At 32.6% G+C, this 26,320-nt stretch carries 25 protein-coding genes and 2 pseudogenes; all 27 read left to right on the top strand.

What is annotated here, in order from left to right; genetic code table 11:
- Position 1: 1 nt before the first annotated feature.
- The 27 genes and pseudogenes from J4O15_RS02625 (at position 2) to J4O15_RS02515 (ending at position 26,298) form a co-directional block, all read left to right on the top strand.
- Positions 2-1,402, top strand: a complete 1,401-nt coding sequence (locus J4O15_RS02625; protein ID WP_208099589.1) for a hypothetical protein — start codon at positions 2-4, stop codon at positions 1,400-1,402.
- A 4-nt stretch (positions 1,403-1,406) separates the two neighbouring features.
- Positions 1,407-2,807: a hypothetical protein gene (locus tag J4O15_RS02620; protein WP_208099588.1), complete on the top strand. Its 1,401-nt coding sequence runs from the start codon at positions 1,407-1,409 to the stop codon at positions 2,805-2,807.
- Between the two features lie 334 nt (positions 2,808-3,141).
- Positions 3,142-3,480 carry a hypothetical protein gene (locus J4O15_RS15855; RefSeq protein WP_243761945.1) on the top strand — a complete coding sequence of 113 codons (339 nt, stop codon included), beginning with the start codon at positions 3,142-3,144 and terminating at the stop codon, positions 3,478-3,480.
- A gap of 78 nt (positions 3,481-3,558) precedes the next feature.
- Positions 3,559-3,747 (top strand): hypothetical protein, encoded by a 189-nt coding sequence (locus J4O15_RS15850; RefSeq protein ID WP_330638604.1) that lies wholly within the window; start codon positions 3,559-3,561, stop codon positions 3,745-3,747.
- 3 nt (positions 3,748-3,750) lie between these two features.
- Positions 3,751-3,798, top strand: a pseudogene (locus J4O15_RS16415) (hypothetical protein); the annotation flags it as partial.
- Positions 3,799-3,810: 12 nt separating this feature from the next.
- On the top strand, positions 3,811-3,951 hold the full coding sequence (locus J4O15_RS02610) for a hypothetical protein (RefSeq protein ID WP_243761943.1): 141 nt from the start codon (positions 3,811-3,813) through the stop codon (positions 3,949-3,951).
- Between the two features lie 105 nt (positions 3,952-4,056).
- Complete coding sequence (locus tag J4O15_RS02605) at positions 4,057-5,529, top strand: hypothetical protein (protein ID WP_208099587.1); 1,473 nt, start codon at positions 4,057-4,059, stop codon at positions 5,527-5,529.
- Between the two features lie 456 nt (positions 5,530-5,985).
- Complete coding sequence (locus J4O15_RS02600) at positions 5,986-6,243, top strand: hypothetical protein (protein ID WP_243761942.1); 258 nt, start codon at positions 5,986-5,988, stop codon at positions 6,241-6,243.
- A gap of 383 nt (positions 6,244-6,626) precedes the next feature.
- Entirely contained in the window at positions 6,627-6,755 is a 129-nt protein-coding gene (locus J4O15_RS16105; RefSeq protein ID WP_279545186.1) for a hypothetical protein, read from the top strand.
- A 22-nt stretch (positions 6,756-6,777) separates the two neighbouring features.
- The gene (locus tag J4O15_RS02590) at positions 6,778-8,058 is read left to right on the top strand and encodes a hypothetical protein (protein ID WP_208099586.1); all 1,281 of its coding nucleotides are present in this window, start codon (positions 6,778-6,780) and stop codon (positions 8,056-8,058) included.
- A gap of 25 nt (positions 8,059-8,083) precedes the next feature.
- Positions 8,084-9,574, top strand: a complete 1,491-nt coding sequence (locus J4O15_RS02585; protein WP_208099585.1) for a DUF4280 domain-containing protein — start codon at positions 8,084-8,086, stop codon at positions 9,572-9,574.
- Positions 9,575-9,592: 18 nt separating this feature from the next.
- The gene (locus tag J4O15_RS02580) at positions 9,593-11,212 is read left to right on the top strand and encodes a leucine-rich repeat domain-containing protein (protein WP_208099584.1); all 1,620 of its coding nucleotides are present in this window, start codon (positions 9,593-9,595) and stop codon (positions 11,210-11,212) included.
- Positions 11,213-11,308: 96 nt separating this feature from the next.
- A complete protein-coding gene (locus J4O15_RS16100; RefSeq protein ID WP_279545183.1) occupies positions 11,309-11,431 on the top strand; it encodes a hypothetical protein in 123 nt (40 codons plus the stop codon).
- Between the two features lie 22 nt (positions 11,432-11,453).
- Positions 11,454-12,146, top strand: coding sequence for a hypothetical protein (locus J4O15_RS02575; RefSeq protein WP_208099583.1), 693 nt, complete (start codon positions 11,454-11,456; stop codon positions 12,144-12,146).
- A gap of 39 nt (positions 12,147-12,185) precedes the next feature.
- Entirely contained in the window at positions 12,186-14,786 is a 2,601-nt protein-coding gene (locus J4O15_RS02570) for a molecular chaperone (RefSeq protein ID WP_208099582.1), read from the top strand.
- Positions 14,787-14,804: 18 nt separating this feature from the next.
- Complete coding sequence (locus J4O15_RS02565; RefSeq protein ID WP_208099581.1) at positions 14,805-15,581, top strand: hypothetical protein; 777 nt, start codon at positions 14,805-14,807, stop codon at positions 15,579-15,581.
- A gap of 19 nt (positions 15,582-15,600) precedes the next feature.
- On the top strand, positions 15,601-16,608 hold the full coding sequence (locus tag J4O15_RS02560; protein WP_208099580.1) for a hypothetical protein: 1,008 nt from the start codon (positions 15,601-15,603) through the stop codon (positions 16,606-16,608).
- Positions 16,609-16,689: 81 nt separating this feature from the next.
- Positions 16,690-18,138: a CHAP domain-containing protein gene (locus J4O15_RS02555; RefSeq protein WP_208099579.1), complete on the top strand. Its 1,449-nt coding sequence runs from the start codon at positions 16,690-16,692 to the stop codon at positions 18,136-18,138.
- On the top strand, positions 18,138-19,133 hold the full coding sequence (locus J4O15_RS02550; protein WP_208099578.1) for a YARHG domain-containing protein: 996 nt from the start codon (positions 18,138-18,140) through the stop codon (positions 19,131-19,133). The genes J4O15_RS02555 and J4O15_RS02550 overlap by 1 nt, the downstream gene beginning before the upstream one ends.
- 186 nt (positions 19,134-19,319) lie before the next feature.
- Positions 19,320-20,678 carry a contractile injection system protein, VgrG/Pvc8 family gene (locus tag J4O15_RS02545; protein WP_208099577.1) on the top strand — a complete coding sequence of 453 codons (1,359 nt, stop codon included), beginning with the start codon at positions 19,320-19,322 and terminating at the stop codon, positions 20,676-20,678.
- 39 nt (positions 20,679-20,717) lie between these two features.
- Complete coding sequence (locus J4O15_RS02540) at positions 20,718-22,787, top strand: PAAR-like protein (RefSeq protein WP_208099576.1); 2,070 nt, start codon at positions 20,718-20,720, stop codon at positions 22,785-22,787.
- Positions 22,788-22,811: 24 nt separating this feature from the next.
- Positions 22,812-23,468, top strand: a complete 657-nt coding sequence (locus J4O15_RS02535) for a hypothetical protein (RefSeq protein WP_009220621.1) — start codon at positions 22,812-22,814, stop codon at positions 23,466-23,468.
- Between the two features lie 49 nt (positions 23,469-23,517).
- The gene (locus J4O15_RS02530; RefSeq protein ID WP_208099575.1) at positions 23,518-24,219 is read left to right on the top strand and encodes a hypothetical protein; all 702 of its coding nucleotides are present in this window, start codon (positions 23,518-23,520) and stop codon (positions 24,217-24,219) included.
- 383 nt (positions 24,220-24,602) lie between these two features.
- Positions 24,603-24,920: pseudogene (locus J4O15_RS02525) on the top strand (hypothetical protein); the annotation flags it as partial.
- A 12-nt stretch (positions 24,921-24,932) separates the two neighbouring features.
- Entirely contained in the window at positions 24,933-25,274 is a 342-nt protein-coding gene (locus J4O15_RS16530) for a hypothetical protein (RefSeq protein WP_330638603.1), read from the top strand.
- 144 nt (positions 25,275-25,418) lie between these two features.
- Entirely contained in the window at positions 25,419-25,541 is a 123-nt protein-coding gene (locus tag J4O15_RS16525) for a hypothetical protein (protein ID WP_330638602.1), read from the top strand.
- A gap of 97 nt (positions 25,542-25,638) precedes the next feature.
- The gene (locus J4O15_RS02515) at positions 25,639-26,298 is read left to right on the top strand and encodes a hypothetical protein (protein WP_208099573.1); all 660 of its coding nucleotides are present in this window, start codon (positions 25,639-25,641) and stop codon (positions 26,296-26,298) included.
- Positions 26,299-26,320 lie beyond the last annotated feature (22 nt).

The following is a 26,320-nucleotide window of genomic DNA, read 5'->3' as shown; positions in this document are numbered from 1 at the left end:
AATGAAGAAAAAAACAAGGTTACTGATAGCAGTATTTTTCACCTTAGTTTTCATGATTATTTTTATGATAGTATTGATATTTTTTGTATTGCCTAAATTCGACTTTATGTATATATCAGCAGATAAGCATTGGCAAAAAGAAAAGATAGTAGATAATGATGCCGGTGAAGGTGGAAAAGAACTTAATAAAGTTGTTCAAGGAAAAGACGGTACATATTTTGTTTATGAGAACAGACTGATGTATATGGAAGGAGATGGTGAAGCAGTAAGAGAGATTTGTAAAATGTCAAGAGACATTTTGGGGGTATTAGCAAAAGGTAATGACGTTTTTCTACGAGAGGATGGGAACCATAGCGTCTATAAGGTAAGCTCAAGCGGTACTACAGAAAGAATTATTCCTGAATCAGGAATAGTATATACAGAAGGAAATAATATTTATACATTGGTTAGAGGGGCTGATTTCGAAAAATTTGACCTTAATGGTAGAAGGATTTTTAAAAATGAATTGGAATATAATTGGCTTTCCGATAATACTATATTTGATGAATATGTTTTGTACATTGATTATTCTTATGCAAAAGTTTCTGTGCCCAAATATTATATTTTTGATAAAAACAAAATAAAATATAAAGCACATTACTTAAATTTTTCAAAATATTATATACCTCCGGAAATGTGGGATTCTTACTGGAAAGAAGAAGTTATACCGTATGATTCGTTTGCAAAAGAGATGGATAAAAAGGTAAGAAAAAGAGAAATAATTGATAGAAATTTGGATAACTATGAACTCCAAAGTATCGAATTATCAATTGGAGATTTTTCAGAGGTTTCAGATGGATACATCTATTTTCTTGGAGAGCAGAAACTTACTTATAGAGATAAAAATTATAAAGACAAGTTATCCGGAAGGATAAACGAATATAAAAATACATATGAAAATGAAGAGTATATAGGCGAAATAAAGTATGAGATAAAACTATATCCTATATTCAGAGTTAAAGTGGATGATATAAAAAACATATTGGACAGTGATGTTATCAGCTATGATGTTATAGATAGGCCGTTAAATGGACGTTATAGGAATGACTTTATTGTTAGTGATAAAAAGGTATATATATCGTATATTGAAGATTATGTTGAGAATAATCGGGAATATAGAGAATTCCAAATATATGAGATAGATACTGAAACAGGTATATCAAAAGAAATTTATACAATGAAGGGGTTGTCTGCAGATGAACGTATGATAGAAATCTTTGTAACAGATAATTATATATTTATTTACAGATATATTGATAATTCGGAGAAACTGTGTATTACCAGAGTCAATCGTGACGGCAGTAACCCTGTATCGGTAATAGATGAAAATGGAGAAGTAGTAATGCAGGCGTTGGAGAAATAGAATTATGAGAAAAATAGTATTCACATGGGCAGTAGTGGTTGCTATAGTATTGCCTATATTCGCTTTAATATTTTACACACTGCCTAAAATTAACTCCATGTATATCTCATCAGATACATACAGTCGGGAAAATAAAACAAATCAGGATGGAAAAAATGGTGTAAAAGTAATCAGTAAGGTGGAACAAGCAGAAAACGGTATATATTTTGTATATAAAGGCAGGCTTATGTATATGGAAAACTCTGATGGAAATATAAATGAAATCTGCAAGATACCAAGCGAAATTGTTGGTGTTTTAGCAAAAGATAATACTATTTTTTTGCGTGAATGTGATGATGTTGCGAGTATTTATAAGGTGAATCCAAATGGAGAAATAGCAAAAGTTACCAATGATTCAGGTAAGATGTATATGGAAGGTGAAAATATATATACATTAAATGGGAAACATGGATTAAGAAAATATGATTTTAGTGGGAAGATGATTTTTAGCAATAAAGAGGCACTAGATTTTACGACAAGTCATACTATATTTGATGATTATATTTTTTATAAATGGTATCAAGGTGAACGTATAGCTCTTAGTGTTCCACAATATTACAGACTTGATGGAAATAAGATAAAGTACCTTCTACATGAAGTAAAGTTTTCAAGATATTATTTAGAACCGGAGGAATGGGACTCATATCGTAGAGAAGATGTTATAAATTATGATGATTTAGCAAAAGAAGTGGATGAAGAAGTAAGAGCCGGAGGAATATATAATCAAGTAAATGAAAAAAAACTAGATGATTATGAGTTACAAAGTATAGAATTATCAGTTTGGAATTTTTCAGATGAAGTAGATGGATATATTTATATTTACGGAAATCAGAAAATTACTTATCTGGATAAGGAATACAAAAGAAAGTCGGAAGAAATGACTTTGGAAGAGCAATATAGTGATGAAGATAAAGAAAATTTCACCTGTGAAATCAATGTAAAAGCAGTATTTAGAATTAGTGTAGATGATATAAAAAACAGCTCTAATGAAACTTATGTGAATTATAAAAGGGTAAGTAAAAGCCCGGATATATCGGGAGATTGGAGTAGATTCATTGTTAATAACAAAAATGTATATGTAATAAATGAGGATGAATATACAGATAAAGAAGATAGAAATCTATATATTTATTCTATAGATATTGACACCGGCTTGAATAAGGAAGTTTATAAAAAGAAGAGGCTTTTCCTTGGTAATGAATCGCCCGAAATATTTGCTACAGATAAATACATATTTATTTACGAATACGGTGATTATGGAGAAAAACAATGCATTACAAGGATTAACCGAGATGGTAGTAATGCTGTATTGGTAATAGACGAAAACGGAGAAATTGTAATGCAACTGGTGGAGCCGGCTCAATAATTGTAGATGGGATTTTAACTTTATAGCTTATTTATTTAAAGGAGAGCGTATGGCATACTCACTGGATGATATATTTATAGACAGTATTTTTGAAGTAAAAGATATTTATGATGTAAGTTTGAAAATCGAACCCAATACACATCCGGTACTTATGTTTATTTGATTTTCAAAGTTATGGGATAGATGATGAAGCCTATAATATAATGCATCTTGCATGTACAGGAAATAATTTAATACAGGGGACTTTCAGCTGTCTGTATAAAGATAGAAAAGAATGGAAAAGAGCGGCATTGGAGGTTATTAAAACAGTTAGTCAATATCATGGGGGTAAATAATGAGTAAGACATCGTTAAAAATAAAAAGAAATATTGATATAAGCAGTAAAAGAACAATTTTTATAGGCAATAAAACAGGGGAATATGCCAAATCACAGACAAATAAGCTTCTAAAAGTAGATATGAGCAGAGCGTGGCAGGTGACATTGGGTGCTATACCTTCTATGGGGATGGTAAAAGGAACGAAAACAGAGGCAGTAAAAACATATATAGAACAAATAGCTTTGGGAAGTATACCTACTGTAGTAGGAAGCAGTGAGGCATTCAATCCGGCAAATTGGAAAAATGGAGATGTTAATACTTTATTTGCAAATAGTTTATATGGGGGAGGAATATAAGGAGTACATACAGGAGCAGCTCAAGCTGATGTAGAACCTAAAAATATAGTATTGGGGGCAGTATCATATGTAGGTTGGGTGAAAGATAAAAATACGGGAAAATGGAAATATCTGAATCAGGATGGAGAGGTACAAACAGGTTGGAAGCAGATAGATGACAAATGGTATTATTTTGATAAAAACGGAATTATGGAAACTGGTTGGATAAAAGAGGCAGGTAAATGGTATTACTTAAGAAGTAATGGTGAGATGGTATCATCGGAATGAAGACAGGATAAATCCGAGAATTGGTACTACCTGAGAAGTAATGGAGAGATGGCTGTATCACAGATGAGAAAAGGTAAAGATGGAGTGATTTATAAAAATACAATTTATAGATTGGAAAATGGAGAGGCCATTGAAAGTGATGCGAGAACTATGGGGCTGTTTTATAAAACAGAAGAATTAAGTGATTTAATGAATGAGAGTTGAAAAAGCCAAGGTTAGAAATATTAGAGAAAAATACCGGGGAACCGTAGTGAGTTGTTAAGAAAAAAGAAAATGTGAAATATTAAGAAATATATCTAAGGGAGCAATATGAAAAATAAAAAGAAACCATGGATTATAGGTTTATTCTTTATTGTTGTAGGATATTTTACACTTTCACTATGTGATTTTATGTATATACCTGCAAGTAAATATCCGACTGTTATTAGAAAAATATTTTTTACAGATAATAAAAATATTACTGTAAAAAGTATGGGGAATGTATGTCAAGTGGAAGACGGTATATATTTTTTATATAAGGGTAGATTAATGTATATGGATAATGAGGGCAAAGCAGTAGATGAGGTATATTCAGGCTCAAATTATATAGGCTCAATTATGGAGAATAATTCGGACATATTTTTCTTTTGTAAAGATACATTTGGAATGTGCAAGATGAGTAGATATATAGATAAAAAGCAATTGGTAAATATAAATGGTGGGATAAAACCTATAATTAAAGGAAAGGGAGACAGAAACTATATAGATGGTAAGTATATATACTTGTTCAATGGTGATATGCTCAGTAAGTATACTTTAGATGGCAGAAAGATTTATTCATCTAAGATTTATTATGATCAAATAATAGGGGGAGGAGCCGGCAGTGTTGTATTTAATGAATATAGTATGCGTATCATAAGAGAGGCAAGTTATGAGCCGGGTATGGGGGTAGATGTTCCGTATCATTATCTGCTTGGATGGAATAAAGTAAGGTACAAACAAAAACAACTGACTACATTTCGGTACTATAAGGAAGCTTCAAGCTGGGATCGAAACAATACAACGAATATAGTAGAGGCTTATGATACATGGGTAAAAAATCTGGATGATGAAATAAGAAATAATTCGGATAAGTGGGATATAATGAAAGACAGAAATATGGATGAATATGAGTTAGTAAGTATAGGCTTACTTAGAGAAAATCCCAGCTATTATAGAGTATTAAATGGATATATATACTTTTACCAACCTATGGAGTTTTTGTACAGAGATAAGAACTATATAGATAAAATTAAGTTTAACGATACAGGAAGCGTAAGTAGAGAAGAAAAAGATAAAGTGGAGTTTACGGTTCATATGTATGCAATGCTTAGAGTAAAAGCAGAAGATATAGAAAAGGCGGAAGATGGCTCAAATATTGATTATGAAATAATCAATACACCAAGGTATCCTATAGATCCTGATGACTATATACAAGACTATGAAGTGAATGACAACTTTTTATATACTATATCTAATGGACAGTTCAGCATGGAGGAAGAGAAAAAAATAAAGGTTTTTATTACAGATATGGATACCGGTATTAACATATTGATACACAGTAGAATTAAAGACTATGAAAGTAAGTATGTGCCACAGTTATATTGTAGTGACAACTATATATTCTTATACGAATATGGCAATGAAGAAGGAGAAGATTGGCCTTGGCGTGTAACCAGATTTGATAAGAACGGAGGAAATCCGGTGCTTGTTATGGATTATACTGGAGAAGTTGCAATGAAACCGTTGGAGCCGGTTCAATAATTATATGTGAGAAATTTATATAGTTTCATAACTTTATAACTTAACCTGAATTATTTACGACACAATATTTAAATTAAGTACCGTACCATAAATCTTTAAACTTAATCCATGACGCTATAACTGATTTAATCCATCTAAAATGGGCATACTTCCCACAGATAGAGTTTTTAAGTGGTTATTAAGCTGTCAAGGCTCACTATTAGTTGCTTATAAGATTTTATAAGTGGAAAGAGCAGATAAAATTAAGGAGAATGTAGCAAAATACAGTATATTTCCTTGAGGTATATAATATCTATGGATATAATAAAAGAGGACTTTGCCATTTAAAGGAGTAAAGCTTGAAGAATATGTATTTGACAGAACAAGAGAATATACTATAGCCTTTTACAAAATAAAACCATAAAAAGAGGCAGTCGGGCAACACAAAACCATATCTGGGGCATTAATGTTGCATATATGGAAGAAGGAGAAAAAGGCAATAGCAATGTAAAGCTGCATATAGGACTGGGACTTTACAGAACCGGTAAGGATATAAAGGACGGCAATGCCGTTTCAGAATGGTTAAGATATAATGATATCCTGCTCAGACAGGTAAAGGCGGCAAGAGAAACCGGCGAAGTTTCAGGGTTTGGAATCTTTGCCTACCAAAACTTCAGAGAAGCCCCGGCGATTCTCGAACTCAATAATTTACAGACAGCATTTACAAATCAGTAAGAATAAAAAAGGACATCGATGGGTGTCCTTTTTTGATGGGTGGAAAGATATTGTCGGGAATGTTAATCGCAACTCTTTCTTAAAACTTCGCAGGATTTTACACAGTCTGCTAAACTTATTTGTTCGCTTGGGGCGGCATATATATTATAAAAATACAACAAAAAACAAATGAAAAATATTATATGATTTGATATAATTAAGATAATATTATGAGCGTGTAGAAATATTTATGTGATAAGAGGATGTTGTGGTATAAATGTTATTAAATAGAGTAATATACTATTAAATATGTATAGAGAAGTGATTTTGAAACAGCAAGGGAAAACTATGAGTATGCAAGAAGACTTTATGTTAAGCTTAATGATGAGATAAACACCATCGAGATGGATAAAAAGCTTAATGATGTACAAAAAAGGATAGATGAGAAAAAACAGAAAGAAGCAGTACCCTCAACAGCAACTAATGAATCCACGGTACAGCAAACAAGCGAGTCGGAGTCTTCTTCCAACTGATATTATAGGAGTTGATACGGATATGGGATATTTAGACGAATTTGATGAAAAAAAATATGTGAAGGACAGACTTTCCGAGATAAAGGATGAAGATGAATATACTCTGGCTAAAAGTGTTTTGTATGAAGGTCTTTATAAGATGAGTGAAGTATTTGAAGAAAGATTCAAAACATTATATCAGAAAGTATATGATGAACTGGAAGATAGGAAAGAAAGTTATGAAATTGCGATAATGTTGCTTTCAAAAAAAGAAAAGGTATTTTTAAAACGATTTTATCCTATATCTGAGAAAGATGTATTAGAGGAGAAGGATGCAATAGAAGAAAAACAAAGAGAAAACAATGTGAAAGCTGTATATTTAAATGCAACGGACAGTGTTTGCAAAAATTTTTTAGAGGATAAATTGAGAGTTACTTTCACAAAAGAAAGAGAACAAGTGGAGATTTTTGTAAAGCCGAAGAAAGCTTTTCGATACAGGAGAGAAGTAGCCGATTTACATGAAACATTCTCACACAACGGGCTTATATGGGATACTGTAAATACAGTATATATTGATCGTTTTTTTGATATTGACTTGTCAGATGTACCGGATGATGCAAGAGGAGTGGAAGTGGACTATGGGAAATACTCTGATATGATCAAAGAAGATATATATCCGGTATGGAATATAGAAAAAACTTTATTTAAAAGCAGCACTTTTTTGAGTCCATGTAACGACGGATTGTACTATGAGAGGGAGATGGTATTATCAAAAGATAAAGAAGTAGCATTAAGACTGATAGCAAAAACAGAAGGAATGGTCGGCATAAGACATGAAGATGAAAGAATTTTTATAAAGTCCTATGAGGAAAGCTACAGTGACCTTACCGGCTATAATATCTTTGATATTCGTTATACAAAAGAAGAATTACCCATAGATTTAATAAGTAATAAAAGAAAAGAAAACATGATTGGAAGATGGGAGAAAAATAGAAATGTAAAAATACATACCAAGGCAGAAATAGAAAGGATAATTGAAGAACTTGATATTTCAGAGTATATATCTTTAAAATCCTGTGAAAGGTTTGAAGCTGTAGAGGAACAATTTTTAAAAGAAGAAGATAAAATCTTACCTGACATGAATAGTTTTTTTGAGGGAGAGATTGCGATAAAGAAAGATAGCCCCAAATTAATTTTAAAATTCCTAAGAAACAGTGACAGCAATCTTTGTGAGGGGATGGTAAGATACGCTGTTTCGCAGGTTGACCTTGGTTTTGATGAGTATAGTTGTGTAGGGGTTTTGGAAAATAGTTATAATTTATAATTGTAATCAAGTAAGGGTGAATAATATGGAGAAGAACGATAAGAGTAATTTGCAGAAAATGTATGATTATCAGGAAGTGGCAGGGAAAGGATATTATGATTACGTTGTAAGGGGGGCTAAAGTGGTTTGCAACTATGGAAGTAGCTCATGTGTGTTAAACTTGATAAATAGAAATGGAATTTATACAGCAGATGAAAAGCAACTAATTACATCAAATGATTATAAGTCTGAAAATGTAAAAGGTTTTGGTATGTGTAAGAAAAATAAAAACAATTGGTGTAAATGTAAGCCGGAATTGAGAGAGTGGTCAGATGTTGTAAATATTAATTTAATAATATCAAATGAAGATGCTAAAAAACCTGGTAGAGCAGTTACACAGAATGCAACAACAATATGTTCAAAAGGGGGAATAGTTTCATTTCAAACATCAGGTCAAAATACACCAAGCTATAAAAATGAGTATATAAAAGGTGCTGTAGAAATAGTTGAGGATGAAAAAGGGAGTTGGAGACGAGGGAGAGATAGAAAGGATTTTATCGGTCATGTAAGGGTTAGAAATTCGGGTTTATATAATTTTGGCATAGAGTTTTATAATAATACAATTATAGAGGTACCTGGGTTTATATTTGTTTATGAACATATACGTGGTGAAGCTTGTTGTATAGGTGAGTACGAGATAAAAAAACATGATATAATCAGAGAAGACAGGTTTCCGGAAGAAATATTATATATTGATATAGATTCTCATGAGAGTAAAACAGTTGCATACCACTGGAAATATTGGATAGATGTTAAACTTTATGCGAATAGAGATTATTATTTCGAGATAGATTGTAAGAGAGAAAATGCATTTGATTATAAACTGATTGGTAATCAGGATAAGATAATTTCTAATGATATAGGTTTAGTGCAATGGACACTACCATACTCTTGTGAAAATTGGTTTGCAGCAAATACCGGTTTAGCTACTGTAAAACGATATATTGTGTACTTGGATGAGGCGTATGCGTATATTTTTCAAAAAGCCCTAGAAGATGAGCAATTTATAAAAGAGAGGAAAGATGAATTAAAAGATACTATTCAGGGAGCAATAAAAACTGTAGCAATTACCGCTGCGGGTATAGCTGAAACAGTAACAGGTGTATATTTAACAGCAATAGATTTTATGTTAACAATTTTTGTGGAATCAGAAAGGGATATATTGATTAAACAATTATCTGAGTATAATTCTGCAATAGGTTGGGGAGGAAAGCTTCTAAGGATAATTATATATGAAGATAATAGATATATGAGTATAAGTGATATTTATAACGGAGGAAGAAAAACTGAGGTTTCATGGTATGGAAAGCTAAATAAACCGGGTGATACATATATAGTATATGGTGAAAAATACATGTGGGGAGAGATAAAAAGATTAAAAGAGAAATCTGACGATTTAATAAAAGCAGCTAAAAAATTCAAGAAAGAAGGGGAAAGTGTGAGAAATATAATTAAATCATACAACTTTTCTGAATGAGAATATATAGGTGATTATATGTTGAAGAAGTTAAAAGGTAATTATTTTGGGATAATTGTTTTCAGTATAGTTATTATCTGTATCATTTACACAGTGTTAAATTTTAGAGGGCATATAGTTATAAGAAATAATAAAGTTGTCGATTATAAATGGGGGATAGTAGAGCAAGTAAATAGAAATATGACTATAATAATACCTGAAGGTACAACAGAGATTATGGATGGAGCTTTTTTAGACAGTCTTTTTATGGTGGAATTATATATTCCGAAAAGTGTAAAAGTAATACATTCAAAAGCCTTCCGGTATTGTACTAATTTAAAAAAGATACATTTTGGCGAATCTCTGGAAGTAATAGAGGATGATGCATTCGGGGATTGTGCAAGGCTTGAGGCTATAGAGTTACCTCATTCTGTAATTAATATTGGCAAAAGAGCTTTTTCAAATTGTAGGAGTCTGGAAAAAGTGGTTTTGCCTGAAAAATTAAAAGTTATAGAGTTTGAAACATTTGACGGATGTGAAAACCTTAAATATGTCTATTTAGGAAATGTAGAGATACTAAAAAATGATGCTTTCAGTAGGTGCAATAATATTACAGAAATAAATATGCCGAATAGTATTACTCAAATCGGTGAAAATTCTTTTGAAGAAACTGAGTGGTTTAAAAGACTGCCGATAAATCCATATGGATTAAAGTGCTATAAGCATATTTTGTTCAAATCAACTGATAGAGAAGAAAATATTATAATATCGGATGATATAACTGTTATTGCAGGTGGTGCATTTCAAGATTCAACAAATTTAAAAACTATTGTTTTACCGGAAGGTCTAAAGTCTATAGGTAATGCAGCCTTTGCAGACTGTATAAATCTTGAAGATATTTTTATACCCGAAGGCATTGAATATATAGGTTCATTAGCATTTTCTGATTGTAAAAGTTTAACTGAAATATCAATACCTGAGTCCATTAATAATGTAGGCAATTATACATTTGAAAGTTGTGAAAAATTGAAGAGGGTGGATTTACCTAAAAAACTTGAAAATATTGGTGAAGGTGCATTTAGTGATTGTATTGAATTAAAAAGAATAGTAATTCCAAGTCAGGTAAAACAAATAGAATCGGCAGCTTTTTTTGATTGTATAAACTTAGAAGATATAAAATTTGAGGGAAGTCCGGAATATATAGGACGTGCATTTCAAAATACAAAATTCTACAATAATATTAGAGAGGATGAGTATGGCTGTAAATATGTAAGTAATCATCTTATAGAAGCTGTAGATAAAGAAAGACGGGAAATTATTATTAAAGAGGGAACAGTCAGTATAGCAAATTATGCATTTTATCAGTCTAAAATAGATGGTGTGGTATTTCCGAAAGGATTAGAAATAATTGGGTATCTAGCTTTTGGTGAATGTAATAATTTAAAAAATGTAGAGTTTCCGGAGGGGGTAACTTATATAGGCTACAGATGCTTTTTTGATTGTAAAAATTTAAAAAAAGTTTATATGCCGAAGTCTATGGAGAATGTTGGAAGCGAAATATTTTTAAATTGTAAAAAATTAAAAGAAGTTGCTGTAAGTAAGGCGATAGCCGACAGTATTGAATTTGATGAAAATGTTAAGCTGATATATATAGAGTAGGATGTAGAAGTCATTACTATTGGAAAAACTTGCTATATAGTTTTGATTTTTGTTATAGACAAATTGAATTAAAAGATATAAAGATAAGGTGGCTTATTGAGAAGTTGCAGTGACAGCAATCTTTGTGAGGGAATGGTAAGATACGCCGTTTCGCAGGTTGACCTTGGTTTTGATGAGTATAGTTGTGTAGGCATTTTGGAAAATAGTTATATAAAGTAGGTGTAGGGATTAGGAGCAAAGTATGAACTGTATATGGGAAATTGTATTAAAAGCAAAGAAAAACGGATACAAATTGGAAGAACTTAGATTTATAAACAGTAAAAGTCCCAGCCCGTATACGGAAAGTTCTTTTGATTTTTTAAATTATGATACAGTTGAAGATACGGAATTGGAAGTGAATCCTTTGTATCGTTTTTCAAATGAACTGGGTGATATATTTTTGCCGGATATAGTAGGATATGAACATATACGAGAACTATTTCTGGATGTGATGATGCATTATATAGCAGTATGGGATCTTAGGAGCGGAGCGGATAAAAAGGAGCTTAGGGCGATGTATATCTTAAAAGAGATAGAGTCAGGAGCATTTTTGAAGAGATTTAGAGAGACACTATTTTTTCTTGGCTTTGAAAAGGCGAAAAGAATTATATTTTGCCTGCTTGATTTATATAGCTGCGGAGATTATATCACCATTTTTAAAAAAGCATTGAGAGAGCTTTATCCAAACTCCAATCTATACATACATAGTGAGAATGTTAAAAAACTTATTCTTTTTACAGGGGTGGATAAGACAAAAAAAGATATTGAAACAGTAAAAATGCTTAAAGATATGTTCTTGTCATTGTCTTATGAAATGGATGTCTTTTGGAAACATCATTTTGGTGTGATAGGAGTAGGTGAGAGTATGAGAATCGGAGAGATAGCAATATATTAGGCTATTATAAAAATAAAGGTATAGGACGGTAGGGATGCTATGGGCTATAAGCTTAACAGAGAAATAAAAGTGGAACAGGCTGCACTGTATTCAAGAAGCGAGCTTGAGTTAATGAGTGAATACAGACTAAGGGAGGTTTGTCGTAGGGAGCATATAGTAAAGGGACTTGATAAGAACCTGACAAATGAAGAGCTTATAGAGATGATTCTTTCATATTGCCAAAGCTTTGAAGATGAGTTGATAAGAAAAGAGATACCCGGTGGAAGGGAACGTATAGAGCAAATCTTTGATAAATTCAGTATAAGAGAGCCGGAGAAAGAAGAACTTCGCATATCCGGAAAGATCAGTATTTATGAAGGTGCTGCATTAAATTTTTTAGATGATTATAAAATTGAGTACAAAGATAAATTCTTAAATACAAATGCCCTGATTGTAAGTGGAGATAAAAAGGTGTGTGCCGTCTTTAATGTTGTAGCAATGGGAGATAAAAAGGATTCTTTATATTTGGTAAAAGAGGCGGATCTGTCAGGTGTTGCTACAGAAATTAAGGATTACAGCCTTTATCTTATGGAAAGAGAGGCTTCCGGATTTATCTATCATACATATATGGGAAACGAAGAAGGAAATACGACACTTCTAAGATATAAAGCCTATAAACTTCCTATAATGGACTTTGAAGTACTTCCACTTATAGATTTACACATGCCGATAGCTCTGGATTTGGGCTCTACCAATACAACTGTTGCCATGTATGCGGACAGCAGCTATTACAGACAGATAAATACTGCAAAGCAAAGAGGTATAAAGGAAAATACTATCTGCCATACACTGTTTTTTGAATCTGTTGGTGGAGAAAATTTTACAGAGATGATGATTCCAACAGTTGTGGCGGTAACAGAGGTTAAAGAAGGTAGTATAGAGTATGCTTTTGGAAGAAAAGCTTTGTGGTATGCCAATCTAAGCTATACGGATAAAGGATTTTCGGTCTTTTATGATATCAAAAGATGGGTAGGAGATTTTGAGAGGAAGGAAGAACTCACAGACTCAAAGGGAAGGTACAGATACGTACAAAGAATAGAGATTATAGGGGCATACCTAAGGCATGTACTGGACATTACAAGGGACAGTTTTAAATGCCGTATAAAAGAGGTTTATATTACAGTACCGGTAAAGCAAAAGCATGTGTATGAGCAAATGCTTAGTATTCTGTCGGAAATGCTGTCGGTAGAAATAAAGGTTACTTTGGATGAAAGCACGGCAGTACTTTATAGTTTTATAAGTAAGATGAGGGAGAAAAATCGCTTAAAAGACGGTGAAAGCTATAAGGCACTGATAATGGACTGTGGAGGAGGAACCACGGATCTTAGTGCCTGTAAGTTTAAGGTACATGCAAAGGGTGATATACAGACCTATATCATGGAAAACAGCTACAAAAACGGTAATACGGATTTTGGAGGTAATAATATTACCTATAGAATAATGCAACTTCTAAAACTGAAAATTGTATCCAAACTTCTTGGACTTGAGAAAGATCTTGGAAGTGAAGTGATTGATGAACTCTCAGGAGATCCTTACAGATATATTGATGAGGAAAGTGTGGAAAGCTTCTATGAGGGCTTGCAAAAAGCTTATGAAAGTGTGGAAGAAATTTTACCTACTGCTTTTAAGAACTTTGAGACCTATGGAAAGGAAGGGTATTACAGGGTAAGAAATAATTACTTCTTTTTATTCACCCTGGCAGATGAAATAAAACAAGGACTTTTTTCGGGAAATGATATTGTTATAGAAGTACCGGAGGATAAGAATATAAAGTCGGGACTTCTAAGGCTTGAGGCGGATCGTTATAAGATTTCTGTATTTAAAGAAGATAAACTTGAGATACTGGAGGAAATGCCAAAGATAAATTTTAACCGTTATGAAGTGGAAAAGCTTATTGCCGGTGAAATATATGCGGTTATGAAAGCATTTATGGAAAGACTTTATATAAATGGGGAACTTTATAACTTTGATATGATAAGGCTTACAGGGCAGTCCTGCAAGATCGGTCTTTTTAGAGACGCACTGAAAGAATTTGTACCCGGTAATATGATGCAAAGTGGGGGCAGTGTAAAAAAAGAAGAACTTAAACTTGCATGTGTCGATGGACTTATGAGGTATCTGTATGATAAGCGTACAGGATATGCAGGTTTTGATATTCGAGAAGAAGAGGCACTGATACCATATAAGATTAAGGCATTGTCCTATTCAGGCAAAGAGGAAGTACTTATTGACGGTTTTGAAAGTAATAAAATGACCGGTAGTTTGTTAAGAAGTTTGGAGGATATATTACTTAGAATGTATCTGTATGATGCTTCGGAGAATATAAGATACGAATATCTGTTTCACTTTAAAAAAGATGAGGCAAGAGAGACTGACAGAATGGAACTTGCCGGAAGATATAGCGGATATATTAAGCAGGAAGACACTGATGATATACAGAATGGGGAATTGAAGATATTTGCCTTTGTAGACTATAAAAAATGGGGATTTCAGATAATACCGGTATATAGGTTGAAAGATATATTATATGCAGGAGAGGGGCAGGAGTATAAGTTTGAAACCGACGAGTGGATTTGTGATTTTTTTGATGGAGAACACTAAATATAGAAGGAGAAGCTAATGGAAAACAGATACCCTTTGTTTGAGAACGGAAGAATCTTAAAAAAAGAAGCGCTTGAAATAATAAGAGACTACCCAAGGGATCTGCTCTCAATTATTTATGAGGGATACACAAACGGAGTTATAAGAGGCCTAAGATTAAGCTCAGACCATGAAAATAAATGTATTATCATAGGAAAGGGAATTGTAAAACTAAAAGGAGAGGTATATCAGATACATAAAGAAATAAAAGTAGCCTACACCAATGCCGAGAAAAGGGAATATTTAAAGTTAAAGCGTAAAGAGGTAAGGGATAAAGACTTTATAATAAGCGAAATAGAGGCTTTTCTGTCTGAAGAGGAAGAAAATAGTGATGGAGAGATTTTACTTTGCGACTTTTTGCTTAAGTCGGGGTTTATATTAAGGGATACTTATCTTGACTTTGCCGACATGAGATCTGAGTATGATACTATACATCTGATGAATGCAGATTATGCAGGTTATGGTGAGAAGTCATTTAATATAGATGTATTAAAAGCATATGCTAAAGAATACCTTAATACAAAAAAATGTGAAGAAACTGACAGAATCTTTTGTTATATGGTCATAAACAGTATGGAAGGAATAGATAGAAGTATTATAGAAAACTATATAGCATTTAAAGAAGGAAAGTTAAAGGGAACTCACTTAAGCAATAAAGAAATTTATACCGGACTTTTGGATATATTAAGCAGTGCAAAAGATCCGGACGGACAAAAAAACACAGGCTTTATGCAAAGAAAGATCTTGGTGGATTAGCAGCAGTTAGGAGGAAAAGATGTCAAACATAATGGACTGCCCTTACGGACACAGGTTTTCAAAAACAAGATATGGAACAATATGTCCGCACTGCGGTTTTGATTTGGACACTCCTGAAAAAGTCTATGTAAATTTAAGAAAAGAATGTGGACTTTCCCTAAAGGAAGAGAGACCGGTATGTGCATGGCTTGTATGTATAGAGGGTGTAAGACGAGGAAAGAGTTATGTAATAAGCTTTGGAGAAAACTTTATAGGTACGGACAGAGACAATGAGATACAGATACTTGGGGATGAGAAGATGAAGAAAAAACATACTCTCATATACTTTGATGAGAAAGAAAATAAGGGAATGTTGTTACCGGCAAGAGCAGATGGGATTGTATATATTAAGGACAAACCCCAATATGATAAATATGTATTGGAAGATAAAAATATTTTAGAGATTGGCAACAATAAATTTTTATATAAAGAATTTTTGCCAAAACATGAAGAACTTTTGAGCAAATGGAAGTATAAAGAAATTGGAAATAAAGAAGATTTGTTATTAAAGAATAGGAAATATAGAACTTTAAAAAGAGAAAATCCTACTTTAGAGGAAAAGTACAAAGATAAGAGATTTTTGAAAAGACTTTCACTTGAAGAAGAGTTTCCTATTTGTGCATGGCTGGTTTGTATAGAGGGAGTCAGACAGGGATGTTCGTATAACCTAATCGAAGGGAAAAACTATATAGGTAGAAACGATACTATGACTATACAAATCCTTGGCGATGATGATATAAGGGATAATAGACATGCTGTAATAGCTTTTGATATGAGAGTACTTAAGGGTACACTGTTAGGAGAAGAGTGTATGGGATTTGTAAGATTAAACGAAAAGGCCATATATACTTCTATAGAGCTGAAAGATGGAGATATTTTAGAAATCGGAACGGGAAAATTCATGTATATTGATTATGCAGGAAATCATTATGGATGGGAAGGAAGAAAAGAAGAAGCTAAAATATCCGGTTATGATGAAGTGGAGTAAGAAATGGAAGATGTAGTATTAGAGTAATATAGGTAATATTTTTGTACATATATTTGTATTTGATATATTGGGAGGCGGCATATGGGTTCATCTATAAAAATAAATAACCGTGTAGATATGAGCGGTAAAAAGGTGTCATTTAATACTAAGGAAACGGAGAATAAAACACCAAATAAAAGAGTCGGTAACAGAAAATTCAATATGGAAAAAATGGCAAAAAACGCATTAGGTTCGATTCCATCCCGAGTTTTAGTAAATGGAAATTTGGAACAAAGAGTAGAAATGGATTTTTTGAAAATGGGACAAGGCTCTATTCCTACAGTAGCAGGAAACCTGACTAAAACAGAGTTAAATAAATCAGGAGAAAAGGCTATGGGAATAAAAGATATAAATTATGTGCTGTATCATGATACAACAGGAGTGCGTACAGTAGCAAAAGCAGCTGTTAGGAATGGAAATAGTTTATCAAGTGATATAAAGAAGGCAGAGAGTAACGGATGGGTTAAAACCGAGATGGGCTGGATGTACAAAGAAAATGGAAAACTTGTAACAGGCTGGAAGCAGATAGACGGTAAATGGTATTATTTTGAGTCTACCGGAGTGATGCAGACAGGCTGGAAACAGGTATCAGGAAAATGGTATTACTTGCATACAGATGGAGCCATGAGAACAGATTGGAAACAGATAGGTGGCAAGTGGTACTATTTCCATACGGACGGAGCTATGAGAACAGACTGGAAGCAGATAGATGGTAAGTGGTATTATTTCCATACAGACGGAGCTATGAGAACAGGTTGGAAACAGATAGGTGATAAATGGTACTATTTTCATGAAGATGGTCATATGGCAAAGTCTGAAAAAATACAAGGGGAAGATGGGAGAGTGTATGTTATTGATGAAAATGGAGTTTATACAGCAGGTAATATAGATAAATTAATTGATATTGCTATGTCCCAGAGATATGAAATTACAGGTTTTAAAGAAAATAAAAAAATTTATATAAATGAGAATGGTGAATATGTAGAATCAGATGAAGGGGATAATGATACCATATATGGTAAGTGGTATGGGATGAATAAAGAACCATGGTGTGGGATGTTTGTATCATGGTGTGCAGCTCAATCAGGTATGTTGAATAGCAATAAATCAGGGACATTGGATGAAGGTAAGATTCCTAAGTTTTCATATTGCTTGACAGGTAAAAATATTTACAAGAAAGCTGATAGGTATTATCCGGTTTCTTCAAATTATGAACCTAAAAGAGGAGACTTGTTTTTTCATTTGAAGAAGATAATTGAAGATGGTAAAGAAAAATGGGTAGGACATACAGGCATAATTATCGCTTATGATAAGAGAACAGACATTATATATTCTATAGAAGGAAATACTGATGATAGCGTTCTGATTAGGAAAACTAATAGATTGAATAATGACGGGAGTTCATATTTCGATGGTTTTGGAAGCAATGGGGGTTCGTCTTTTGGTGATATTCCTGAAGGGGCTCTTAGTAGAGGAGGTAGAACTAACTGATGAAATACTTTATTTTGATATTTTGTGTGGCAATTGTAGTGTGCTCTTGTGTACAAAGCAATAAAGTTGCAGATATGAGACATGATTATGGAGTTAGTGATGAATTTGGATTAGAAGAAGCACATGATATCATTAAGGAGATAGTCACTTTTATGGAAAAAGAGATAGAACTTGGGGATTCAGGAATTGCTTACAGGGATTCAGATGGTTTTGATAAATACTATTTTAGCAGGAAAGAGGATGAAAAGAGGCTCGAACAATTACATCTGAATTATATGACTGATGAAACATACGCATATTTTACACAAATGTATGAAATCGGCAGATATAGTCGTGGAATGGCACAGCAGGTGGAAAGAGATGAGAAGACAGGGTATGGATTAAGATATGCCATTGATACACAAGGAGATTTCAGATTGAAATCAGTTGGTAATAATGAACTTCATTTGGAAGTACCTTTTATATATCATGTTGTTATATCGGATGCTTTACCAAAGCAGGATTATGGAGAGGTAGTATTTACTAGGGATGATAACGGAAATTGGAGAATAAGTAAAATATCTCATTGGTATAATGATATTGTGTTTTATGGTCTTGGAAAAAGAATGTATCTTTTAGACAATTATTGTAAAACAAAGTCAGATTATGAGCAGTTTGTAGAGAGATTCGGAGTTTCATCAAGTGGTGAGAAAATACCAATGGATATCTTACAAATTTCATATAATGAGATTTTACCAAATAGCGACAAGCTAAAGTTTGGAGAATTTATAAACGGAGAATTTCCGGAATTATTTACCAAACTGACAGCTTATCTGGCAATGGAGGAAATATATGCAAGGCATGGAAAACCATATGAGAAGGGAACATTTGAATATGAATATTTCAACAAGGCAACAGCATGGTATAAAGAAGACCATGATTTTTCAGAAAATATGTTAAATGATATTGAGATATATAATATTAGTAAGTTGAGTGAGTATATTGATGGTTTATAATTACTATATATTAGATAGTGATATTTGCTACTGTGACAAGATAGATATTAGTGAAAAGTGTATAATATAAGATTTTATCGAAGAATTTATATATGTTTAAGAATAGTAAAAGTGAATTAAGCAGCAGACATTTAGAAATTGGACTGCTACTTAATACAAGATAAGATAAACACATGGAGGTATAGGATGAGAGCGGAACTTTTAGAAACAGTCGGTTTTGAGTTTATTGATATACAGGAATTTTATTCAGAACTTCTGCCCAATAAACATGGTAGGGCAACCATTGGAGGTACTATAAGTGGTTCCAACAAAGAAGAATATTTATCATCCGGCGGAAAGCTGACACAAATAATTGCTAAAACCTATGAAGGTAAGAGTATAGTTCTGTTTTGCGGAATTATCACTTCCTGTAATATAAAAAGTAACGGAGATGTTCACTATATGACTCTGGGCTTGATGACACAAAGTATATTTATGGATGGAAAAGAGCATATAAGAACCTTTCAAAATGAAGGAGTTAAGTACAGAGATATTATTGATATTATCATAGAAGGTTATAATAATAGTGCATTTATAATGACTTCAGGTGATGATAAGAAAACGCATGGGTTTATGTGTCAGTATAAGGAAACTGATTGGGAGTATATAAAAAGGTTGGCATTTTCTGCTAATACGGTGATATATCCCGACTATAGTGTAGAGGGGGTTAAGTTTTTTATAGGACTTCCAAGTAAGCAGGAAAACTGTTTGAGATCGGAATATTATGAACTTGGAGTTGACAGCGGGGAGGGATCTTTACTTGATTCCGGCAAAGTATATTATAAGATTGCTGTAAGAGAACATTATGATATAGGGGAAAGACTAACATTTCTTGATGAGAAATTGGCTGTTGTAGCAAGAGTTAGCAGACTGGAATATAGAGAAGTGATTAATGAGTATATATTAATGAAAGAAAGTGATGTAAAGACTAAGGCGTATCAGAATGAAAAACTTATAGGTGCGGCATTATTTGCAAAGGTAAGCCAAGTTGAAAATGAACTTGTAAGAGTGAGTATAGATGATGATGAAAACGATTCTGATGATAAGGCGTTCCTAAACTATGCTACAGTATATTCTTCACCTGAAGGAGGAAGCTGGTATTGTATGCCGGAAGTCGGAGATAGGGTAATAGTGAAATTTCCCGATGCAAATGAACAAAATGTATATGTACAAAATGCTTTTCATGTAGGCAGTTCAGGAGGTCGTGATAATCCTGAAATTAAATTTTTTAAGAATAAAGAAGGAAAGGAAATCAGATTAAGTCCTGAAAGTGTACTTATTACAGATAATAACGGTTCAAGCATAGAAATTAAAGATGATAAGGGGATAAGTATAAAAAGTAACGGAATGATATCAATAGCTGCTAAAACGGAAGTATTGATAGAAAGCAGTAATGCAGGTATAAGTTTGACATCACCTACATCAGTACAAATAACACAAAACGGAACACAGATAGAAATGAATGACGGAATAACTCATCAGGGAAGCAAAGTGTATCTAGGGTAAAATACTAAATAAGAGATATATTATATATGAGGTGTGTATATGACAAAAAAGAATCAGGATGAATGGATATATGAAGTATTAGGTAAGAAAAAGGATTTTTTTTCTGCATCTGTAAGCAATCTTACATATGCAGAAAAGGAAAAGATAAGAGAAAAGATGCTACAATACTGGAAAGAACATAATGATGAAAGCACAGAATTCTTAGTTAATGGAGCAGTACTTTGCTGCGGTCGTGGAAGTTATTATTCTACACTTAATAGTGCTGATCACGGTGTTTATACTGACATTAGCGAAACCCAAGCACTTGCAAATACAGGTGATAAAAAGTTTAATGGATTTGTCTCATGTGCTAAATGGGATGAAGAACCATTTTTAGTTAAACATAGTTGCCGTTGTGAGATTGGAGAATGGCAAAATGTAAGAAAGAATATTTCCATAAACGGTAAATATGCCTTAGATACAAACGCATACTTGGTTTGCAAGCATGGAGGACTAATATCACCTGTAACATCGGGCCAGGAGTATACACTAAGCACTTCTTATAATAAGTATCCTAAGTTCTTAAATAATGACGGAACAGTGGATGAATTAATTGTTAAAAAGCTATTACTAAGGCATGTATCACATATGAAAGAGAATGAAAAAGACGCATTGATAAAACTCGGAATGTATTTATGTGTATGTGAGGATGTTGAAATTTTAAAAATGGTTATTAATTGTGGATATATTGCTTCACATTATAATAGAAGTATAGCGGAAAGTGGAATACAGCTTACTATTTTAGATAATTTTATATATGTAGCTTCATGGGCTGAAGCATATTGTAGATTTTGTGCTTCAGCAGGGAAAGTGCCTTTAGTACAAAATTCAAACTGGTTTAGATATGTAGAAGTCTGTAAATATTTGAAAGAAAATAATAAAAGTATTGTTGGATTAAATATGGGTGTAGATCAAGTTTGGGAAAATATAGAAAATATGCTTTTGAATGTAAAGCTATTGGAAACAATGGTTACAGCAGGTAATCTTTATGGAAAAAATGGAGAGAATGCAATAGTGGATTTAACCACTAAAATAGCAACTATTGTAGAAAAAGAAGAAGTAGCAGAAGGGATATCAAAAAATATAAAAACATATACGTTGCAATATATTGATGGTAGAATGGAAAATAAGACAGTTCGAGATAAAGGACTTGGTTATACAACAGGTATTCTACCGGGCTTTGTAACATATATACATAAGGTACACTTGTTTTCGTTTTCTGGTGATGATTTTATGAGTGGAATGAGCGATTTCATAGAAAATATAGTAAAAAGTATAGGTGCAAATATCTCGGGTGTGGCTACAGCAATCAATTATGGAACTGCGGCAGTATCTATAGCTATGGCAAACCCGATTTTTGCGCCAATTTCTGCTCCCATAGGAGTAATTTGCACACTGTTATCAACAAGTTCAGGATTTGTAGATGCAATGAGATCCGATGGTGAAACTGAATATAGTAAGGTTTTAGCAATTAAAGAAATCAATAAATGTATTAATATGAGCTATTTGGGAGGATGCATTGGATTGTACACGGCATATGCGTGCCATGAAATTTATCAGCCGGAAGATAGAATGGATGTATGGGATACTTATAAAAAGAATTATAAAGGAAAAACGGATGTAAAAGCAAGAATGGAAGGGTATGCAACCCCAGATGCAATATTGAAAGATATAAATAAGGTGAAACAAAAATTGGGACAAGGCTATAGCTACAGTATAAGTATTATTGACTCCAAAGACACCATTCAGAGATTAAAAAACTTTAACGATAATATGATGCATATAAGAATAAGTGGGGAGAATGGAGCAGGAATTCCCATCCCACCAAAGACTATATCGGAGGGGGAGGGAATGGAGGAATTTCAGGAAATAAAGAATTTGGAAGACTTAATAGCCTATATGAATAAATTAACAAAAAAAGGAAAATACTATCTATATGCTCTTGCTGTAATTGGATTGGATGGTTCAGGCGCTAGTGGTAGAATAGCATATATATCAGATAATGGAGAAGAAAAAATCATAGATGAATATGGGGTATTGTATTTGGGGGATCTATTCAAAAAGTATTAAAGCAGTTTTGGCTAAGGAGAATATATGAATGTGGTTGAGAAAAATAAACTTAAGATAATCCTAATAATTACAAGTATATTGACTTTAGTGTTTATAGTGATAGTTGGCATAGAGTATTTGAATAAAAAAAGAAGAGATAGAGCACTTAAATACTATAATGAGGTATCTACTACAGTAATTCTGGCAGATACACTGGGAATGGACTTGGAATGCAGTGATAATAAAGGGAATACTTGGGTTATGAATGGGAGTGACACAAGTTTACTTGACATAGTTACTAGGGATATTACAGATTATATATCAGGGGATAAGCAGAGTCTTTACAACTACAAAATTATAAAAAATGAATATATGCAGAAATATATAGATAATTTTAATGACAATATGAAGCATATAAGAATAAGTGGAGAGAACGGAGCAGGAATTACTATTCCACCAAAGACTATATCTGAGGTAGAGAAAATGGATGAGTTTCAAGAAATAAAGAATTTAGATGAATTGATAACATATATGCACAAATTAACAAAAAATGGTGAATATTATCTGTATGCTCTTTCTGTGGTTGGATTAGACGGAACGGGATTTAGTGGCAGAATAACATATAAATCAGATAATGGAGAAGAAAAAATCATAGATGAATATGGGGTATTGTATTTAGGGGATTTATTCAAAAAATATTAAAATAATTTCGATTAAAATATTATGGAAATATTTTGACTAAGGGGAATATATGAATGTGATTGAGAAGAATAAACTTAAGGTAATCCTAGTAATTACAAGTATATTGGCTTTAGTGTTTATAGCAATAGTTGGTGTAGAGTATTTGGATAAAAAAAGAGAAGATAGAGCAATTAAATACTATGAAGAAATAGCTATTACAGTGACTTTGGCAGATATGCTGGAAATGGAATTGGAATGCAGTGATAATACAGGGAAAAGTTGGATAATTACGAATCAGAATGAAAGCTTTACCGATATAGTCAGCCAAGATATTGCAGACTATATATCAGGGAAGAAACGTAGCCTTTATAACTACAAAATCATAGAAAATGAAAATATGCAGAAATATATAGATAATTTTAATGACAATATGAAGAATATAAGGATAAGTGGAGAGAACGGAGCAGGAATTCCGATCCCACCAAAGACTATATCAGAGGGCGAAGGAATGGAGGAGTTTGAAGAAATAAAGAATTTGGAGGAACTCATAGCATACATGCACAAACCAACAAAAAATGGTGAATATTATTTGTATGCTCTTTCAGTAATAGGATTAGATGGTTCAAGCTTAAATGGTAGGATAACATTTGATATGGGTGATGGAACGGAAAATGTTATACATGAGAGTGGAACAATAGGTATTAGAGAATTATTTACTATGCCATATAGAACCTATGAATATCAGAGAGATGTAAAAGTTGGAGTTGAATGAAAATTTTGAAAAAGTTAATAGCAATTATTGCTGTAACATAAATATTAATTACTCTTCATAGTAATTGTTAACTTAGAGTATTTTAATAAAAAAAGAGAAAGAGCACTTAAATACTATAACGAAATATCTACCACATTTATTTTGGTAGATATGGGAATGGATTTGTAATTCAGTAACAATATTATCAACCGGAAGATAAAATGGATGCATGGGATAACTATAAAAAGAATTATAAAGGAAAAACGGATTCAAAAGCAAGAAAGGAAGAGTATGCAACCCCAGATACAACATTTAAAGATAGAAATATGGTTAAACAAAAATTGGGACAAGGCTATAGCTACAGTATAAGTGTTATTGACTCCAAAGATACTATTCAGAGATTGAAGAACTTTAACGACAATATGATGCATATAAGAATAAGTGGAGAGAGCGGAGCTGGAATTCCTATCCCACCAAAGATTATATCTGATGGAGAAGGAATGGAAAAGTTTCAAGAAATAAAGAATTTAGAGGCGCTAATAGCCTATATGAACAAATTAACTATAAATAAAGAATATTATCTGTATGCTCTTGCTTTGATTGGATTAGACGGCTCAGGCTCTAATGGTAGAATAACATATGTATCAGATAATGGAGAAGAGAAAATATTGAAGGATTCAGGTAGACTTAACTTATTTGATTTATTTGAGAAGTTGAATTAAAGTCAGGTGCTTATGGATAAATTTAAAAAAAAGAAATTTAAAGTAATTGCGATATTAGCTTCAGGATTAATTTTAGCTTTTATAGCAATATTTGGTAGAGTGTATTTAAATGAAAAAAGAAGAGATAATGCACTTAAATATTATAATGAAATATTCAATGTGGTAATTTTGGCAGATACACTGGGAATGGACTTGGAATACAGTGATAATAAAGAGAATACTTGGGTCATGAATGGAGATAACACAAGTTTGCATGACATAGTTACGCAGGATATTACAGATATATATCAAGGAAGAAAAAGATTCTTTACAACTACAAAATTATATAAAATAAAAATATGCAGAAATATATAGATAATTTTAATGACAATATAATGCATATAAGGATAAGTGGGGAGAGTGGAGCAGGAATTCCTATCGCACCAAAAACTTATATTGGAGGGAGAGGGAATGGAGGAGTTCAAAGATATAAGTAATTTGTAGGAACCGGTAACTTATATGAATAAAATAACGAAAAACGGTGAATATTATTTATATGCTCTTTCTGTGGTTGGATTAGATAGATGGGGATTTAATGGTAAGATAACATATATATCAGATAATGGAGAAGATAAAATATAGATGAATATGGGGTATTGTATTTGGGAGCTCTAACCAAAAAAGTATTAAAACAGTTTTGGTTAAAATATTATGTAGATATTTTGACTAAGGAGAATATATGAATGCGGTTGAGAAAAATAAACTTAAGATAATCCTAGTAATTACAAGTATATTGACATTAGTGTTTATAGCAATATATGGTAAGGAATATGTGGATGAAAGAAGAAGAGATAATGCACTTAAATATTATAATGAAATATCCACTGTGGTAATTTTGGCAGATACACTGGGAATGGATTTGGAATGTAGCAACAATAAAGGAAATACTTGGGTTATAAAGGGAAACAATACAAGTTTGATTGATATAGTTACTCAAGATATTGCAGATTATATATCAGGAGAGAAACAGAGCCTTTACAGCTATAAAATCATAGAAAATGAAAATACTCTTAAATATATTAAGAATTTCAACAATAATATGAAACATATAAGGATAAGTGGAGAGAACGGAGCAGGAATTCCTATCCCACCAAAGACTATATCTGAGGGAGAGGGAATGGAGGAGTTCAAAGATATAAGTAATTTGGAGGAACTGTTAACTTATATGCATAAAATAACAAAAAACGGTGAATATTATTTATATGCTCTTTCTGTGGTCGGATTAGATGGATCGGGACATAATGGTAAAATAACATATGTATCAGATAATGGAGAAGAGAAAATATTGAAGGATTCAGGAAGACTTAGCTTGTTTGATCTATTTGAGAAGTTGGAGTAAAATACAGTATTTTAAGAAGGGT

Origin of the sequence: Lachnoanaerobaculum sp. Marseille-Q4761 (genome assembly GCF_017565785.1) — a bacterium.
Taxonomy (GTDB): Bacteria; Bacillota; Clostridia; order Lachnospirales; family Lachnospiraceae; genus Lachnoanaerobaculum.
The sequence above is the reverse complement of the archived record's forward strand: the minus strand, read 5'-3'. Positions and strand labels throughout refer to the sequence as shown.

Excerpts from the sequence above, each read along its gene's own strand:
- J4O15_RS02625 (WP_208099589.1), top strand. The coding sequence starts at position 2 with ATGAAGAAAAAAACAAGGTTACTGATAGCAGTATTTTTCACCTTAGTT.
- J4O15_RS02620 (WP_208099588.1), top strand. The coding sequence starts at position 1,407 with ATGAGAAAAATAGTATTCACATGGGCAGTAGTGGTTGCTATAGTATTG.
- J4O15_RS15855 (WP_243761945.1), top strand. The coding sequence starts at position 3,142 with ATGAGTAAGACATCGTTAAAAATAAAAAGAAATATTGATATAAGCAGT.
- J4O15_RS02610 (WP_243761943.1), top strand. The coding sequence starts at position 3,811 with ATGAGAAAAGGTAAAGATGGAGTGATTTATAAAAATACAATTTATAGA.
- J4O15_RS02605 (WP_208099587.1), top strand. The coding sequence starts at position 4,057 with ATGAAAAATAAAAAGAAACCATGGATTATAGGTTTATTCTTTATTGTT.
- J4O15_RS02600 (WP_243761942.1), top strand. The coding sequence starts at position 5,986 with ATGGAAGAAGGAGAAAAAGGCAATAGCAATGTAAAGCTGCATATAGGA.
- J4O15_RS16105 (WP_279545186.1), top strand. The coding sequence starts at position 6,627 with ATGGATAAAAAGCTTAATGATGTACAAAAAAGGATAGATGAGAAAAAA.
- J4O15_RS02590 (WP_208099586.1), top strand. The coding sequence starts at position 6,778 with ATGGGATATTTAGACGAATTTGATGAAAAAAAATATGTGAAGGACAGA.
- J4O15_RS02585 (WP_208099585.1), top strand. The coding sequence starts at position 8,084 with ATGGAGAAGAACGATAAGAGTAATTTGCAGAAAATGTATGATTATCAG.
- J4O15_RS02580 (WP_208099584.1), top strand. The coding sequence starts at position 9,593 with ATGTTGAAGAAGTTAAAAGGTAATTATTTTGGGATAATTGTTTTCAGT.
- J4O15_RS02575 (WP_208099583.1), top strand. The coding sequence starts at position 11,454 with ATGAACTGTATATGGGAAATTGTATTAAAAGCAAAGAAAAACGGATAC.
- J4O15_RS02570 (WP_208099582.1), top strand. The coding sequence starts at position 12,186 with ATGGGCTATAAGCTTAACAGAGAAATAAAAGTGGAACAGGCTGCACTG.
- J4O15_RS02565 (WP_208099581.1), top strand. The coding sequence starts at position 14,805 with ATGGAAAACAGATACCCTTTGTTTGAGAACGGAAGAATCTTAAAAAAA.
- J4O15_RS02560 (WP_208099580.1), top strand. The coding sequence starts at position 15,601 with ATGTCAAACATAATGGACTGCCCTTACGGACACAGGTTTTCAAAAACA.
- J4O15_RS02555 (WP_208099579.1), top strand. The coding sequence starts at position 16,690 with ATGGGTTCATCTATAAAAATAAATAACCGTGTAGATATGAGCGGTAAA.
- J4O15_RS02550 (WP_208099578.1), top strand. The coding sequence starts at position 18,138 with ATGAAATACTTTATTTTGATATTTTGTGTGGCAATTGTAGTGTGCTCT.
- J4O15_RS02545 (WP_208099577.1), top strand. The coding sequence starts at position 19,320 with ATGAGAGCGGAACTTTTAGAAACAGTCGGTTTTGAGTTTATTGATATA.
- J4O15_RS02540 (WP_208099576.1), top strand. The coding sequence starts at position 20,718 with ATGACAAAAAAGAATCAGGATGAATGGATATATGAAGTATTAGGTAAG.
- J4O15_RS02535 (WP_009220621.1), top strand. The coding sequence starts at position 22,812 with ATGAATGTGGTTGAGAAAAATAAACTTAAGATAATCCTAATAATTACA.
- J4O15_RS02530 (WP_208099575.1), top strand. The coding sequence starts at position 23,518 with ATGAATGTGATTGAGAAGAATAAACTTAAGGTAATCCTAGTAATTACA.
- J4O15_RS16530 (WP_330638603.1), top strand. The coding sequence starts at position 24,933 with ATGGATAAATTTAAAAAAAAGAAATTTAAAGTAATTGCGATATTAGCT.
- J4O15_RS16525 (WP_330638602.1), top strand. The coding sequence starts at position 25,419 with ATGAATAAAATAACGAAAAACGGTGAATATTATTTATATGCTCTTTCT.
- J4O15_RS02515 (WP_208099573.1), top strand. The coding sequence starts at position 25,639 with ATGAATGCGGTTGAGAAAAATAAACTTAAGATAATCCTAGTAATTACA.